This window comes from Aeromonas sp. s4, assembly GCF_040907855.1.
GTDB classification, from domain to species: Bacteria; Pseudomonadota; Gammaproteobacteria; order Enterobacterales; family Aeromonadaceae; genus Aeromonas; species Aeromonas caviae.
In genome coordinates this window covers 1-15556 of record NZ_JBFOCP010000044.1, presented here as the reverse complement: position 1 = coordinate 15556, position 15556 = coordinate 1, and the positions used below count along the sequence as shown (strand labels likewise).

At 63.3% G+C, this 15556-nt stretch carries 16 protein-coding genes; 8 read left to right on the top strand and 8 right to left on the bottom strand.

The features are described from left to right. Positions 1-62 precede the first annotated feature (62 nt). Positions 63-1253 carry a GNAT family N-acetyltransferase gene (locus AB5Y89_RS14340; protein ID WP_368224020.1) on the top strand — a complete coding sequence of 397 codons (1191 nt, stop codon included), beginning with the start codon at positions 63-65 and terminating at the stop codon, positions 1251-1253. 152 nt (positions 1254-1405) lie between these two features. Beyond that, positions 1406-1912 (top strand): GNAT family N-acetyltransferase, encoded by a 507-nt coding sequence (locus tag AB5Y89_RS14335; protein ID WP_010673966.1) that lies wholly within the window; start codon positions 1406-1408, stop codon positions 1910-1912. Between the two features lie 72 nt (positions 1913-1984). Here the strand turns inward: AB5Y89_RS14335 and AB5Y89_RS14330 are convergent, their stop codons facing one another. Further along, positions 1985-2485, bottom strand: coding sequence for an SRPBCC domain-containing protein (locus tag AB5Y89_RS14330; RefSeq protein WP_010673967.1), 501 nt, complete (start codon positions 2483-2485; stop codon positions 1985-1987). 182 nt (positions 2486-2667) lie between these two features. Here AB5Y89_RS14330 and AB5Y89_RS14325 point away from each other — a divergent pair, with 182 nt between their 5' ends. Continuing rightward, positions 2668-3108 carry a GNAT family N-acetyltransferase gene (locus AB5Y89_RS14325; protein ID WP_041212649.1) on the top strand — a complete coding sequence of 147 codons (441 nt, stop codon included), beginning with the start codon at positions 2668-2670 and terminating at the stop codon, positions 3106-3108. 128 nt (positions 3109-3236) lie between these two features. Here AB5Y89_RS14325 and AB5Y89_RS14320 read toward each other — a convergent pair whose 3' ends face one another. From AB5Y89_RS14320 to uxaC, 6 genes are all read right to left on the bottom strand, one after another. After that, a complete protein-coding gene (locus tag AB5Y89_RS14320) occupies positions 3237-3857 on the bottom strand; it encodes a bifunctional 4-hydroxy-2-oxoglutarate aldolase/2-dehydro-3-deoxy-phosphogluconate aldolase (protein WP_128296023.1) in 621 nt (206 codons plus the stop codon). Next, the gene (locus AB5Y89_RS14315) at positions 3850-4797 is read right to left on the bottom strand and encodes a sugar kinase (RefSeq protein ID WP_368224019.1); all 948 of its coding nucleotides are present in this window, start codon (positions 4795-4797) and stop codon (positions 3850-3852) included. Before AB5Y89_RS14315 ends, AB5Y89_RS14320 begins: the two co-directional genes overlap by 8 nt. 21 nt (positions 4798-4818) lie before the next feature. After that, on the bottom strand, positions 4819-5367 hold the full coding sequence (locus AB5Y89_RS14310; RefSeq protein ID WP_049637252.1) for a YgjV family protein: 549 nt from the start codon (positions 5365-5367) through the stop codon (positions 4819-4821). Further along, positions 5364-6851, bottom strand: coding sequence for a UxaA family hydrolase (locus AB5Y89_RS14305; protein ID WP_202043999.1), 1488 nt, complete (start codon positions 6849-6851; stop codon positions 5364-5366). The genes AB5Y89_RS14310 and AB5Y89_RS14305 overlap by 4 nt, the downstream gene beginning before the upstream one ends. A gap of 9 nt (positions 6852-6860) precedes the next feature. After that, positions 6861-8324: a tagaturonate reductase gene (locus AB5Y89_RS14300; RefSeq protein WP_368224017.1), complete on the bottom strand. Its 1464-nt coding sequence runs from the start codon at positions 8322-8324 to the stop codon at positions 6861-6863. A 122-nt stretch (positions 8325-8446) separates the two neighbouring features. Further along, complete coding sequence (gene uxaC, locus AB5Y89_RS14295) at positions 8447-9859, bottom strand: glucuronate isomerase (protein ID WP_319859383.1); 1413 nt, start codon at positions 9857-9859, stop codon at positions 8447-8449. 436 nt (positions 9860-10295) lie between these two features. Between uxaC and AB5Y89_RS14290 the strand changes: the two genes are divergently transcribed. The 4 genes from AB5Y89_RS14290 to exuR all read left to right on the top strand — a co-directional run bounded on the left by AB5Y89_RS14290 (position 10296) and on the right by exuR (position 14062). Continuing rightward, on the top strand, positions 10296-11285 hold the full coding sequence (locus tag AB5Y89_RS14290) for a TRAP transporter substrate-binding protein (RefSeq protein WP_045525242.1): 990 nt from the start codon (positions 10296-10298) through the stop codon (positions 11283-11285). A 44-nt stretch (positions 11286-11329) separates the two neighbouring features. Beyond that, positions 11330-11851, top strand: coding sequence for a TRAP transporter small permease (locus tag AB5Y89_RS14285; RefSeq protein WP_043154535.1), 522 nt, complete (start codon positions 11330-11332; stop codon positions 11849-11851). Further along, a complete protein-coding gene (locus tag AB5Y89_RS14280; protein ID WP_043154537.1) occupies positions 11851-13152 on the top strand; it encodes a TRAP transporter large permease in 1302 nt (433 codons plus the stop codon). Before AB5Y89_RS14285 ends, AB5Y89_RS14280 begins: the two co-directional genes overlap by 1 nt. A 130-nt stretch (positions 13153-13282) precedes the next feature. Beyond that, the gene (gene exuR, locus AB5Y89_RS14275; RefSeq protein ID WP_368224016.1) at positions 13283-14062 is read left to right on the top strand and encodes a transcriptional regulator ExuR; all 780 of its coding nucleotides are present in this window, start codon (positions 13283-13285) and stop codon (positions 14060-14062) included. A 338-nt stretch (positions 14063-14400) separates the two neighbouring features. Here exuR and AB5Y89_RS14270 read toward each other — a convergent pair whose 3' ends face one another. Further along, positions 14401-14991, bottom strand: coding sequence for a site-specific integrase (locus tag AB5Y89_RS14270; RefSeq protein WP_368224015.1), 591 nt, complete (start codon positions 14989-14991; stop codon positions 14401-14403). Positions 14992-15251: 260 nt separating this feature from the next. Here AB5Y89_RS14270 and AB5Y89_RS14265 point away from each other — a divergent pair. Further along, on the top strand, positions 15252-15556 hold a 305-nt coding region (locus AB5Y89_RS14265; RefSeq protein ID WP_368224014.1), incomplete at its 3' end, for a helix-turn-helix domain-containing protein.

The window sequence follows — 15556 nt, the reverse complement described above, 5'->3', positions numbered from 1 at the left end:
CAGGAGTGTGGTGCCGCCCGGGCACCCGGTGCCTGATCCGGGGGGCGGATGTGGGGGAAGGAATGGATCTGTTGATCGAGGGTGCGCTCTGGCGCCCCTCCTGGCAAGCGGCGTTGCAGGCCTGGCAGCACCAGGGAAACCGCTGGTGGCTGCTGCTTGGCAAAGGGGAGGCGAGGGAGATGGCACCCTGGGCGGTCAGCCCGCCAGATGGCATTCTCCTTGCCCGCGACCTGCTTGCCGCCTGGCTGGGGGAGGCCGCCTCCCCGCTGATGGTGACACAGCCGGACCGGCAGATCCTGATCGCTGCCTCCGGCTCCCTGCTGACCCTGGCCAGAGAGAGCGGCCTGCTCACCCTGGGGCCCGTGGGGGCGGATCACCGCCTCGGTGCCGATGACGACCTTGAGGTTGCCCTGCAACGCCTGCTTGCCCGCCGCCTGATGACCCCGGTGCTGCGCGAGCCTGGCGGGCAGGACGCGCTGGTGCTGCGCCCCCTGCTGCCCGGCGATGAGAGCGCCATCCTGCGTTATTGTTCGGATGCGGCGCTCGCCCGCTATACCCTCAACATCCCCCACCCCTATTCGCCGGAGGCGGCGCGGGACTGGCTTGCCCTGAGCGGGCGCAAGGCTGCTCTCGGGCTGGGATGCACCTGGGCCCTGACTCTGCCCCAGGGGCGTGAAGACGAGCCCGCTCCCCTGGTCGGCACCCTCTCCCTGCACTGGCACGGGGAGCTGGCATGGTGGGTCGGCGTGCCCTGGCAGAACAGGGGGCTGGCCACCCGGGCCGCGAACCTGGTCAGGGCGTTTGCCTTCGAACAGTGGCACCTGCCTGCCCTCACCGCCCGCCACATGCCGGGCAACCTCGCCTCAGGCCGGGTGATGGAAAAGACTGGCATGCACCATGACGGGCGTCGGCCAGATCCGGCCGATGGCGCCCTCGAGCTCGATCACTGGCGGCTGGATCGCCCGGCGCGCCTGACGGATGCACGCAAAGAGGCGCTGGCCCCCTGGCTGGATGACGAGGAAGTGGTCGTGGCCATACTGCACGATGAGGGGGTGGCGCTCTTCATGGCGGGGGAGGCGACAGAGGGCGAGCAGACACTCAGCGGGCTGACGGTGCGGCGCTATCCCCTGGCCATGCTGGCGCCAGAGGCACTCGGGGTGCAGGCCCATGGTGGTGGCGCCCTGCTCAAGGAGTGCGGGGATCTGGGCCTCGCCTATCTGCGGCGATTACGACAGCCTGACGACGGACGCTGATGGCTTGCGCAAGGGCGGTCATCGCGAAGCCTGGTGCGGGGTCTGTCAGGCGTTTTCCTGAGTCCGCCCTCCCATTTTCAGACAAAGGCAGTGAAGAGGCGCCCCACTTCTGTGGAATAATGGCCGCCCTGCTGTACGAGGAGTAACGCTGTATGTTGAGAACCGAGCGTCCCGGCGACATGCTGCCAGTCTATGAGCTGGTGAGTGCCGCCTTTGGTCGTCCCGACGAGGCCGAACTGGTCAACCGCCTGCGAGAATGTGGGGCCGCCGTGGTCACCATGGTCGAGGAGGAAGAGTACGAGTTCATGGGGCACCTGATGCTGAGCCCGATCACCATTGAGGGACAGGAAGGGCCCTGGTTGGGACTGGCACCCGTGGCCGTGCATCCCGACTGGCAGGGACAGGGCATTGGCTCGGATCTGGTGCGGGAAGGGCTGGACACGGCACTGGAGATGGACTGGAAGGCGGTGGTGGTACTCGGGGATCCCGCCTACTACGCCCGTTTCGGCTTTCGGCCTGCCAGCGACTTCGGCCTGCACTGCATCTACGAGGTGCCGACGGAGTGTTTCATGGCGATGGAGTTGCAACCCGGCGGGCTCGACGGGGTAAGGGGCGAGGTGCTCTATCACCCCCTGTTCGATGAAGAGCCGGTGGAGTGACCGCCTGCCCATCCATGAAAAAGGACCCTGAGCGGGTCCTTTTTCGTGCCATGCCCATCGCTTGAATGGACGTCACTGGGCCAGGGATTTCAGCTGCTGCTTGCCCGGCGGGTTGTTCCAGTCGATGGGGCCGTGGGTGAAACGGTACTGAAGCCTCGGCAGACTCAGTTCCAGCCACTCCTCCCGGAAGTAGGCATAGCCCTGGTCCCAGTCTGGATCCTGCGCCCAGCCGGTCTGCAGGAAGTGGAGTCGGGTGCCCTGGCCCTCCGGCACGAAGCGCAGGCTGACCTGGGTCTTCTGCTGACGAATGTGGGGAAACTGGGGAGGGAAATTCCAGCTGAAGCTGAGCAGATCATGGGGCATGACCGCCATCACCCGGCACCCTTCGCTGCCACGCTCGCCGAGGGGAGCATCGGGTCTGAAATAGATCTCGAACGGTCCGTTGGGTTCCGGGACCATGAGGCACTCCGGCGCCAGAAAACTGCGCAGCCCGCTCTCCGTGGTCCAGGCCCGCCAGACATCGTCAATGTGGGCGGGTACCAGAATACTGCCTTCAATTTGCTTGTTATCCATAAATCAGTGAACCTCAAACCAGTCATGGACGGGACCTCGGCAGTATAGCCCCTGAGGCGATAAAATAGGCAGCCCTGTGTCACACGGTTACGTATTCAAGAGGGTCCACATTGCCGATTTGACAGCACGGCGGGATCCATCGAGAGTGGGAAGCGACAAGCACGCAACGCAAGGATGGTGTCATGATCAGAATGATGACGGAAGCTGACGAGCCCATGCTGGCACAGCTCTTCCTCAAGGGAAGGCGCCAGGCCTTCCATTGGGTTGATCCCGCCCTGTTCCGGCTCGAGGATTTTGCCGAGCAGACCCGGGGCGAGGAGATCTGGGTGGCGGAGAAAGGGGGCAGCCCGTGCGGATTCGTCTCCATCTGGGGGGCCGAGAGCTTCGTGCATCATCTCTACGTGGTGGCGGACTGGCATGGGCAGGGCATGGGGCGGGCCTTGCTTGCCGCCGGCTTGGCCGGATACCCCTCCCCGGCCTCCCTCAAGGTGGCCATGCGCAACACCACGGCGATGGCTTTCTATCATCGCCTGGGCTGGGAGAACACCGAAGAGACGGGTCATTGCGACATCACGGGGCCCTGGCGCAGGCTGGTGTTGACGCCCGATGACGCAGGGGAATAAGCCGCTGGTAGACTGCTGCAACCGCACATTGATCTCCAGCCCTTGCAGGGCATAAAAAAGCCACTTCGCGGGAAGTGGCTCTTCAACACATCCGGGGGAGGGCAGACCTTCCCCCGCTCAACCGATGATCACAGGGCCGCCACTGCCTCTCTTACCAGGGCGGCCAGCTCTTCCCATCTGCCCTCGTCGATGAGCTTGGCCGGCACCATCCAGGTGCCGCCGCAGGCGATCACGGCATTCAGCCCCAGATACTCCTTCAGATTGGCCGGCGTCACGCCGCCGGTGGGCATGAAGCGCACCGGATAGACGGCGCCCAGGGCCTTGAGCATGGCGGTGCCGCCAGACTGCTCGGCCGGGAAGAACTTGAGATGGCGCAGCCCCATCTCCATGGCCTGCTCCACCAGGCTGGGGTTGTTGACCCCGGGGATGATGGTGACGTCCTTGTCCAGGCAGTACTGCACCGTGGTCGGGTTGAAGCCGGGGCTGACGATGAAGTCGGCGCCCGCCGCAACGGCCGCATCCACCTGCTCGCGGTTGAGCACGGTGCCGGCCCCGATCAGCAGATCCGGGTAGGCCGCGCGCATCTGGCGGATGGCCTCGGCCGCGGCGGGGGTGCGGAAGGTCACCTCGGCAGCGGGCAGGCCATTTTCCACCAGCACCCGGGCGAGGGGGACGGCCTGGGCAGCATCTTTCAGCGCGATGACGGGGATCACCTTGAGGGCTTCGAGGCGGGCGATGAGATCAGACATGGTGCGTTTCCTTGAGTGATGGCATGTGGGAGGGGGGAATGATGGCCCCCGGATACTGGATGACGGCCGCTGCCAGGCGGTGGCCTGCCCGGGCGGCGTCGGCGACGTCGGCCCCTTGCAGGCGTGCGGCGAGATAACCGGCGCTGAAGGAGTCGCCCGCCGCCGTGGTGTCGATCACCTGTTCGGCGGACAACCGCAGGGCGGCGATTTCGATCCGCTGCGCTGCCGTGACCACCAGGCAAGGCTCAGAGCCGCGCTTGACGACGATCTCGCCCACCCCGAAGCCCTGGCTGCGGGCGAGGCAGGTTTCGACCTCCGCGTCGCCCCAGAGTGCCTGCTCGTCATCCAGGGTCAGCAGGGCGATGTCCGCCAGGCGCAGGATGGCGGTGTAGGCCTCTTTGGCGGTCTCCTTGTCTTGCCAGAGGCGGGGGCGGTAGTTGTTGTCAAAGGCAATTCTGGCCCCCCGGGCGCGCGCTGCGGCGAGTCCTTCCAGCAGGCGCTGGCGCGAGGCGGGCGGCAGTATGGCCAGGCTGATGCCGCTCACGTAGACAAGATCGCACTGGCCCAGGGCGGCGAGAATGTCCTCGCCCTCGGGTTGCGCCAGCCAGTAGCGTGCGGCGGCGTCGCTGCGCCAGTAGGTGAACGAGCGCTCGCCGTCGGCCGCGGTGTCGATGAGATAGAGACCAGGGGCCTTGTCTGCCAGGCGCTGCACCCAGTCGGTGTGGATGCCCTCTTGCTGCCAGGCGGCCAGCATCTGGCTGCTGAACCCGTCCTGGCCGAGGGCCGTGACGTAGTGCACCGCGAACGCCTGGCTCCCCAGGCGGGCGAGATAGAGGGCGGTGTTGAGGGTGTCGCCCCCGAAACCTTGTGCCAGCAGGCCTTGTCCGGCTCGGCGCAGCTCCACCATGCATTCGCCGATGACGGCTATCTGTCGGGTCATGGTTTCGACTCCTTGCAATCGTTACAGGGGGTTCGCCAGGGGATGACGCCACATGCGATACATGGTGTGGCAGTTGACGAACAGGAAGGTGGTCTCAATCAGGCTGCCGCCGATGGAGCCGATCAGTATGTTGTGGCTGGTCCAGCACAGGCCGCCCGCCAGCATGCACAGCCGCAGCGCCAGCCCGCGGGCCCGGAAGAGGCCCCAGGTGCCGATGGTGGTGCCGATGATGGGGAGCCACTGCACCGCACTGGTGATCCCGGGGATGCCCAGCACCCACACCAGCACGAGGAAGAAGAGCATCACCCAGGGGCTGCGGGTGCGCCCCGAGGCGATGGTGCGACCACAGCTGAGGGCGGCGCTGAGAGCCGCCGTGCTGGCACCCATCAGCAGGAAGTGGACCGCGATGGCTCCCTGGTAGAGACACAGCCGCCAGCGAAAGCGGCTGTCGTCCCGTTGCAGGAAGGCGCTCACCCCGACCAGCATGGCGGCAAGGCCGATGCCTTGCGCCAGGGGCTGCTGTTCAATCAGGGTCCAGACCGGTTGCAGCCAGCCAAGCTCGAGACTCACAGGGTGACACCACTCTTGAAGATGGCCAGCTCCCGGAAGTCGTTGCGCTCGTTGCAGGTCGGCTTGCCGTTGGCGATGTCGACGATGAGGTCGATGAACTGGGCGAGCAGGCTGCTCATGGGAGTGCCCTCAATCAGGGTGCCGGCATTGAAGTCGATCCAGTGCGGCTTGCGCCTGGCCAGATCGCTGTTGGTGGCAAGCTTGACCGTGGGGGCCGGGCCACCGTAAGGGGTGCCGCGCCCGGTACTGAACAGCACCATGTGGCAGCCTGCGCCGGCCAGGGCGCTGGTGGCGACGGCGTCGTTGCCCGGGGCGCTCAGCAGGTTCAGCCCGGGGCGCTGCAAGCGGGCGCCGTAGGGCAGCACGTCCACCACCTGGCTGTGCCCCGCCTTCTGGGTGCAGCCGAGGGACTTCTCCTCCAGGGTCGAGATGCCGCCCGCCTTGTTGCCGGGGGAGGGGTTCTCGTAGATGGGCTGCTGGTGGTCGATGAAGTACTGCTTGAAGTCGTTGACCATCTGCACTGTCTTGTCGAAGGTCTGCTCGTCCTGGCAGCGGGACATCAGGATGCGCTCGGCGCCAAACATCTCCGGCACCTCGGTCAGCACCGAGCTGCCCCCGTGCTGGATCACGTAGTCGGAGAAGCAGCCGAGCAGCGGGTTGGCGGTGATCCCGGAGAGGCCGTCCGAGCCGCCGCATTCCAGTCCGAATTTGAGCTCGCCGAGCCGACCGGGTTGGCGCCTGTCTTGCTGCATCTGCGCGAGCAGCTCGCGCAGCAGCCCCAGCCCGTGCTCCACCTCGTCATCGTGCTGCTGGCACACCATGAAGCGCACGCGGGCGGCATCGACGGGGCCCAGGGTCTCCCTGAAGGCGGCGATCTGGTTGTTCTCGCAGCCCAGCCCCACCACCAGAACCCCCCCCGAGTTGGGGTGATGCACCAGGTTTTGCAGCAGGGTGCGGGTGTTGAGGTGATCCTGACCGAGTTGGGAGCAGCCGTACTGGTGGCTGAACAGGTGCACCCCGTCGATGGCGCCGAGATCGGTGTCGCGCTCGAGCTGTTGCTTCATCTGTTTGGCGAGGGCGTTGACGCAGCCCACGGTGGGCAGGATCCACAGCTCGTTGCGAATGCCGACCTGGCCGTCGTGGCGGCGGTAGACCTGGATCTCCCGGTCCGGCAGCGCGGTGCTGACGTCGATGAGCTCCGGCTGGTAGCTGTACTCGTCGAGATCGCTGAGGTTGGTGGCCAGGTTGTGGTGATGGATATGTTCTCCCGCCGCGATGGCGCGGGTGGCGTGGCCGATGGGCAGACCGTACTTGATGATCTGATCACCTTCAAAGAGGGCCACCAGCGCCAGCTTGTGGCCGCGGGGGAGGGGGTCGCTCAGGGTGAAGGAAACACCTTCGTGCGCTATCTGCTCGCCAGCGGCGAGCTCTCTCAGGGTCACCAGCACATTGTCGGCGGGGTGGATGCGAATCACGGCTTGCATGGTCACTCCTTAGCAGCAGGCAGCCAGCGCCGCGCGCAGGCCCTGCTCGCGGATCCGGGTCAGGCAGAGATCTACCCGCTCTACCAGGCCGGGCACCTCGCACAGGGACTGGCCCCAGTGGGCCTCCTGGCCGAGCACCTCTTGCACCAGGGCGCGCTGGGGGATCTCGCCGCGCTCCACCGCAGGCCAGAGGCGGGCGTAGGCGTCGAGCCAGGGTTGATCGTCCTGCAGCGGATAGGCGTGTCCGTTGCGCTCCCCGCGATAGAAGGCGAGCAGGGCGGCGAGGGCAAAGCTCAGGTGCGGCGCCAGGGTGCCCTGCTGCTGTTGATAGGTCAGCAACTGCGGCAGCAAACGGGTGCGGAACTTGGTCATGCCGTTCAGGGCGATGGAGAGCAACTGGTGCTTGATGAAGGGGTTGCGAAAGCGCCCCTGCACGTCGCGGGCGAAGGAGAGCAGCTCTTCTTGCGGCAGGCTCAAGGTCGGCACTATCTCATCGCGCATGATGCGCTCGACGAACTCGCCAATCTCCTCGTCGGCCATGGCCTCGCCCACCGTGTCGAGCCCGGCCAGGAAGGCGACCGGCACCAGGGCGGTGTGGGCGCCGTTGAGGATGGCGACCTTGCGCTCCTTGTAGGGCTTGATGTCATCGACGATGAGGATGTTGAGCGCCTGCCCGGCGGGCAGCTGATCGAGGCAGAGGGCGCTCGCCAGCCATGCAGGCCCCTGGATCACCAGCAGGTAGAAGTGCTCGGCGGTGACCACGAACTGATCCTGATAGCCAAATTGCGCCTGCAGCTCGGCGTGCTCGTCCCGGGGGAAGCCGGTGACGATGCGATCCACCAGGGTGGAGCAGAAGGTGTTGTGTTCGTGCAGCCAGGTCTGGAAGGCGTCTGGCAACTGCCACTGGGCGGCGTAGCGCAGCACCAGCTCGCGCAGGGCGTCGCCGTTGTAGTCGATGAGCTCGCACGGCAGCAGCACCCAGCCCTTGTCGGCGGCGCCGTCAAAGTGACTGAAGCGCTCGAACAGCAAGCGGGTCAGCTTGGCCGGGAAGCTCGCGGGCGGAGCGTCGTCGAACTGGTCGTCGGCGTGATAGCTGATCCCGGCTTCCGTGGTGTTGGAGAAGAGGAAGCGGATATCCGGGTTGCGCGCCAGTGCCAGCACCTCGTCGAACTGGCGATAGCAGCTCAGTTCGCGGTTGACGCTGCGGATCAGGCGCTGGGTGCTGATGGCCTTGCCGGACTCGTCCAGCCCGCGGATGACGGTGGTGTAGAGGCCGTCCTGAGTGCTCAGGCTGGGGGGAAAGTCGCTGTCGATGGGGCGCACTATGACCACGCCGGCATCGAGGCGGGTGTGCTCGTTGAGCAGGTCCAGCTGCCAGTCGATGAAGGCGCGCAGGAAATTCCCCTCGCCAAACTGGATCACGCGGTCCGGATATTGGGCCCCCGGGAAGGCATCACGATTCAGGCGTTGCATCTTGTTGTGGTCCTCATGGGGCTGTGCCCCTGTGGCGGATATGGATGATGGGCGCGGTTTGACCCATGGAATGGTCCGCTCCGGCGGCGGGACATGCCCGCCGCCTCATTTTTTATTTCTGGTCAGTTCAGCTCGATGGCGAAGTAGTCGCGGGCGTTGTGGAAGCAGATGTTCTCCACCATCTGGCCCAGCAGCGCGAGATCGGCCGGGGCCTCACCGTCCGCGACCCAGTGCCCGATCATGCGGCACAGGATGCGGCGGAAGTATTCGTGACGGGTGTAGGAGAGGAAGCTGCGGCTGTCGGTCAGCATGCCGACGAAGCGACTGAGCAGGCCGAGCTGGGCGAGCTGGGTCATCTGGCGCTCCATGCCATCCTTCTGATCGTTGAACCACCAGCCAGAGCCGAACTGCATCTTGCCGGGAAGGTTGTCCCCCTGGAAGTTGCCGATCATGGTGCCGAGCACCTCGTTGTCCCTCGGGTTCAGGCAGTAGAGGATGGTCTTGGGCAGCGTCCCTTGCGCGTCCTGGGCGTCGAGCAGGCGGGAGAGCGCCTTGGCCACGGGAGCGTCGTGGATGGAGTCAAAGCCGGTGTCCGGCCCCAGGGTCAGCAGGCGGCGGCTGTTGTTGTTGCGCAGCGCCCCGATGTGGTACTGCTGCACCCAGCCGCGCCGGTGGTATTCGCCCGCCAGATAGAGCAGCACGGCGGCCTTGAAGGCGGCCACATCGGCGCTCTCCAGTACGGCGCCCCCCAGACGTCGAGTCAGCATGGCGTCGAGCGCCTGTTCGCCGGCCTGGCCGAAGGGCACTTCGTCCAGGGCATGGTCGGCAATCTTGCAGCCGTGTGCGGCGAAGTGATCCAGCCGCACGCCGAGGGCCCGGGTGAGATCGGCAAAGGTGCGGATCTGGATGTCGCTGACCCGGCCGAGTTCGGCCAGATAGTCCGCAAAGCCATGGGCGTCGATGTTGAACGCCTTGTCCGGGCGCCAGCTCGGCAGCACCTTGATGTCGAAGCCGCCGTCGGCCGCGATGGCGGCGTGGTGGCGCAGATCGTCGACGGGATCGTCCGTGGTGCCCACCATCTTGACGTTCATCTGTTTCATGATGCCGCGGGCCGAGAAGTCGGGCTGGGCCAGCTTGTCGTTGCACTGGTGCCAGATGGCCTGTGCGGTCTGCGGCCCCAGCAGCTGGCCCGTGATGCCAAAGGGCCGCTTGAGCTCGAGATGGGTCCAGTGATAGAGGGGGTTGCCGATGGTGTGGGGCACGGTGCGGGCCCAGGCCTCGAACTTGGCGTAGTCGTCGGCATCCCCGGTGCAGAAGCGTTCATCCACTCCGTTTGAGCGCATGGCGCGCCACTTGTAGTGATCCCCCTTGAGCCAGATCTCATACAGGTTGGCGAAGCGGTGATCCTCGGCAATCAGCTGGGGCGGCAGGTGGCAGTGATAGTCGAAGATGGGCTGTCCGGCGGCGAAGCCGTGATAAAGCTGGCGCGAGAATTCGGTATCCAGCAGAAAGTCATCGGTCATGAAGGCGGTCATTCGCTTGCTCCCTACGAGAGTGCTCGGTGAAGTGAAGATAGTTGTTGGACCAATTATTCTCATTGCCAGACATCTCGTCCAGTCACCATATTGAAAAAACACCGGTCGGCTCACAAAATCGTCGAATTAAACCATTTTGAGTCTCAAAGAGGGCCTTCAATGGTGCCTAACAGGGTGAGAAAGAGCGGGAAAGAGGATGAAGAGGCTGGATGAGAGGTTTGTATGACACCTTTTTACTCTTGTGGATCGGGAAAATGTGACCTGCGTTGGGTTTATCACAGCCCATTTGTGGGGGTATGCCGTTTTTGTGATGGTTCTCAACATTCATAGATATTCTACCAATTACAGTGTGCATCACAAAGATGTAGGACATTAAGACTGACTCCTCAGGGAAGAGGTCTAGCAGATAAACGCACACACTTGAGGTCCCGCTCCAATGAAAATGAAAACCATCGCCGCCGCCATCCTGATGGCCGCCCCCCTGGCCCTGACAGCCTTCTCTTCCCATGCCATGGAGAGAGTGACGCTGAAGCTGGCCCATAACCTGGACACCAACCATGTGGTACACCAGGCGTTGGCCCAGATGGCCAAGGAGATCAGCACCGCCTCCGACGGCAAGATGAAGCTGCGCATCTACCCGGGTGGCCAGATGGGCGGTCCCCGTGAGACCCTGGAGTTGCTGCAAAACGGCGCCCTGGACATGACCAAGGCCAGTGCCAGCGAGATGGAACCCTTCTCGCCCGCCTTCTCCATCTTCAGCCTGCCTTACCTGTTCAAGGATCAGGCCCACTTCAACAAGGTCATTTACGGCCCCGTGGGCGAATCCATGATGGCCCAGACCCGTGACAAGGGCTTCGTCTCCATCGCCGCCTACGTGGCGGGGACCCGCAGCTTCTACGCCAACAAGCCTATTCACACCCCGGCCGACATGAAGGGGATGAAGATCCGGGTGGTCGCCACCCCCACCACCATCAAGCTGATCGAACTGCTGGGTGCGGCCCCGGCCCCGATCCCCTTCGGTGAGGTCTACACCGCACTGCAGCAAGGGGTCATCGACGGCGCCGAGAACAACGAGCCCTCCTACGTGCAGACTCGTCATGTCGAGGTGGCCAAGTTCTACGCCGAAGATCAGCACACTTCTGTGCCCGATTTCCTGGTGATCTCGAGCAAGGTGCTGGACAAGCTTTCCGACGAACAGAAGGCCATCCTCACCACTGCCGCCAAGCACTCGGAAACCTACGAACAGGAGCTGTGGGACAAGGAGGTCGCGGCATCTCGCAAGCAGGCGACCGACGCGGGGGCCACCTTCATCCAGGTCGACAAGGAGGCTTTCCGCACTGCGCTGGCCCCCCTGTATGACGATTTCCGCAAGGATCCGGTACGCGGTGAGTGGCTCACCAAGATCGAGAATGAAGCCGGTCAGTAATCATGAGGGGAGGGCGACGAGATCGCCCTCCCGGGAGAACCGCAATGCGTCTTGAAAAGTTCAAGCAACCCATCGACAGGTTGCTCGCCGGGTTTACCGTCGCCGTGATGGCCATGCTGGTAGTCTGCGTGGTCTGGCAGGTGTTCAGTCGCTACGTGCTGGCACAGCCGAGCACCATGACCGACGAGATAGCCCGCTTCAGCATGATCTGGGTGGGATTGCTGGGAGCGGCCTACGCCACCGGCAAGCGTCGCCACCTCAGCATCGACCTGTTCGTTTCCGACCTCAAGGGAGGGCGCAAGCTCGCCAACCAGCTGTTCGTGGATCTCTGCGTGCTGCTGTTTTCCAGCGGCGCCATGGTGTGGGGCGGCCTGACCCTGGTGACCAAGGTCTACAGCACCGGCCAGGTCTCCCCGGCCATGCAGTTGCCGATGGCCTATGTCTACGCCGTGCTGCCCCTGAGCGGCCTCATCATCAGTTATTATTGTGTGCTCTTCATGCTGGAGACCCTGCTCGACAGTCTGGCGCCCACCCCCGATCTTGCCCCCTCAGAGGAGAACATCTGATGGATTGGACCATAGCCCTGGTCATGTTCGGCTCCTTCTTCGTGTTGGTGTTCGCGGGCGTGCCCATCTCTTTCTCCATCGGCCTGGCGACCCTGGCCTCCGGCATGATGATGCTGCCGATGGAAACCATCCTTGCGGTGGTCGGCCAGAAGATGGCCACCGGCCTCGACAGCTTCTCCCTGCTGGCGATCCCCTTCTTCATCCTGGCGGGGACCCTGATGAACTGCGGCGGCATCGCCCAGCGGCTCATCAACTTCTCCCAGGTGCTGGTGGGCCGCATGCCGGGCTCGCTCGGCCACGTGAATGTCATGGCCAACATGCTGTTCGGCTCCATCTCGGGGTCGGCGGTGGCAGCCGCGGCCGCGGTGGGTGGCACCATGGCCCCCATGCAGAAGAAGTCCGGCTATGATCCGGCCTATTCGGCGGCCATCAACGTGACCTCCTGCATCACGGGTCTGCTGATCCCGCCCTCCAACGTGCTCATCATCTATGCCCTGACCGCCGGCGGCATCTCGGTGGCCACCCTGTTCATGGCCGGTTACGTCCCCGGCATCCTGATGGGGCTCAGCATCATGGCCGTGGGAGCCATCATCGCCAAGCGCCGTGGCTACCCGGTTGCGGAGCGACCCTCCTTTGCCATGGTGATGCGCGCCTTTTGGGATGCCATCCCCAGCCTGCTGCTGGTGGTGGTGGTCATGGGCGGGATCCTGGGGGGCATCTTCACCGCCACCGAAGCCTCCGCCATCGCCGTGGTCTACACCTTCGTACTCTCGGTGCTCATCTACCGCGAAGTGAAGTTCAAGGATCTGCCGGCCATCATGCTGGACTCGGTCATCACCACCGCCATCGTGCTGCTGCTGATCGGCATCTCGGTGGGCATGTCCTGGGCCATGACCAATGCGGATATCCCCTACACCATCAGTGACGCCTTGATGAATGTCTCCGATAACCCTCTGGTCATCCTGCTCATCATCAACGTGATCCTGCTCATCGTGGGCGTCTTCATGGACATGACCCCGGCGGTGCTGATCTTCACCCCGATCTTCCTGCCCATCGTCACCGAGCTCGGCATGGATCCGGTCCACTTCGGCATCATGATGATCTTCAACCTCTGCATCGGGCTCTGTACACCGCCGGTGGGCAGTGCGTTGTTTGTGGGGTGTTCGGTCTCGGGGGTCAAGCTGCAGGCCCTGATCCGGCCCATGCTGCCCTTCTTCTTCGTCTTGCTGCTGAGCCTGATGGCGGTGACCTACATACCGTCACTCAGTCTCTTCCTGCCGGGACTGTTTGGCATGCACTGAGTCATGAGAGAACAAGTGAGCCCAGGGCTCACTTGTTCATTTTCATGTAAATTGGTATAACAAGTTACCGTATCCGGGTGACAGTCCCGGCACTTGAATAGTATGAGGCTGGGGTGTGAGTGAGATGAATATGGACTTGGTTGAATCAAAGCGTCTCTATCAGAAAGTCGCCGCCGAGCTGAAACAACGCATTGCCAGCCAGCGTTATCAAGTTGGCGAGCGTCTGCCGGCCGAGCGGCTGATTGCCGAGGAGATGGACGTGAGTCGCACCGTGGTGCGCGAAGCCATCATCATGCTGGAAGTGGAAGGGCTGGTGGCGGTGCAGAAAGGGTCCGGGATCCACGTGATCGCCCGGGAGAGCCAGTATGCTGAAGCGACTCCCACCCTGGATGACGCCCTGTTGACGGCGGGCCCCTTCGAGCTGCTGCAAGCCAGGCAACTGCTGGAGAGCAATATCGCCGAGTTTGCCGCGACCCAGGTGACCAAGCAGGACATCATGGAGCTGCTGAAGATCCAGGCCCTGGCCCGCAAGGAGGATCGTGCCCGCGATTCGGAGTGGGACAAGCAGTTCCATATCCAGGTGGCCAAGGCGACCCAGAACTCCGTGCTGGTGATCCTGACCGAGCAGCTCTGGCTGCATCGCGAGCGCAACCCCTACTGGCGCAAGCTCCACGAGCATATCGACGACAAGGCTATCTCCAGCTGGTGCGACGATCACGACCAGATCCTCAAGGCCCTGATGCGCAAGGATCCGCAGGCGGCCAAGCTGGCCATGTGGCAGCACCTGGAGAACACCAAGCAGATGCTCTTCCAGGCCACCATATTCGATGACGAAATGGAGGATGACCGCTACCTCTTCTCCGAAAATCCCGTCGTTCATCTGACCCAGCATTTCACTGCCAACGGCTAGTGGAAGGTTCTCGGGGGCGAATCCTCGAGGCTGTTTCAACCCCATGGAGGCGCTGGGCTGATGGCGTAGCCCAGAGCTCCCGGGCAAATTGCCGTTCCACTCGCCGGTTTTTGCTGGCGACGCCACCTGGAGCTGGCCCATGTCAAATGCAGCCCCCCCCGCAGAGCCTTTGGCCTCAGGTCTGTGCTCTTGGGGCGGTTACATCCTCTGAAAGCCAGAAAAAGGATACAAAAAGGGCCACTTCTTGCGAAGTGGCCCTTTCCAAACGTTTGGGCTGGGGGGATTTGAACCCCCAGACTGAGCAGCTTTACCAATTGAACTATAAGGCTTTTTTATTTCTAGGCTGGATTTTGGATCAGGATTGGCGCTTTTGAGGTCTGGCCATCGTACTCGGAAAGGTAGGATCCGTAGTGCCGAAACAGCATCTCCGGTCCTTTATGTCCCATCTGGCTGGCGAGCCAAAACAGGTTGCAGCCGCGGCTGATGTTGGCCGTGGCGAAGGTGTGGCGGGTTTGGTAGAGGTGGCGATAGCGGACGCCGGATCGCTTGAGGGTATAGAGCCAGGCTTTTTTTCTGATGGCATCCGCACCGGCCCATGGTTGGCCGAGTTTGGGGTCATCAAATACATAGTCTCCCCGCATGAAGGTAAACCGCTTCTGGCTGGCCAGTGCTGCCAGCGCATCGCCGGTCAGCTCAATGGCTCGAGTGCCGGCTCTGGTCTTAGTTGTCTTGATGATACCGACCACCTTGGCGCTCGATACCTGCACAGTGCCGCCAATCCAGTCGATGGATGACCAGCTCAGTGCGCAGATCTCCGATGGCCGCATGCCGGTAGCGAAAGCGAAGGCAAACAGGTTGGCCCATTGCTCGTTGATACCGTTGGCTGTCGATATGATGGCGGCCACCTCCTCCGGGGTGAACGGATCCACGTCCTTGGCTCCCCGTTCAGGAGTTGAACTCCCGTCCAAATATCGGGAGACGGTGACCAGAGATACCGGGTTGGAGGTCAGCAGGCCATCCGTGACCGCCTCATCGATGGCGCTGCGCAGAAACGACAGCCGGTTGCGGGCCGTCTTGGCGGTGTATGGAGATGGTATTCACCTGACAGTTGCCCACAAAAGGGAGTGGTCATACGGCTTCAAACCGGATAACAAAACGGTACCCCTACCGTGTTATCCGGAGTCACCGTATGACCACCAACGAGAAAGTAGCACGTCGCAAACTCAGCCTGCTAGAGCTCGCCAAAGAGCTCAATAATGTCAGCAAAGCCTGCACGCTCATCGGCTACAGCCGTCAGCAGTTCTACGAAATTCGCCGTAACTACCAGACCTATGGCGCCGAGGGATTGCTCGACAAATTGCCCGGGTGTAAAGGGGCTCATCCCAATCGGGTCGCTCCCGAGATTGAACAGGCCATCCTCGATTACTCCCTCACCAGACCAACTCATGGCCCGCTGCGGGTCGCCCAAGAACTGGCTCTGCAAGGCATCAATGT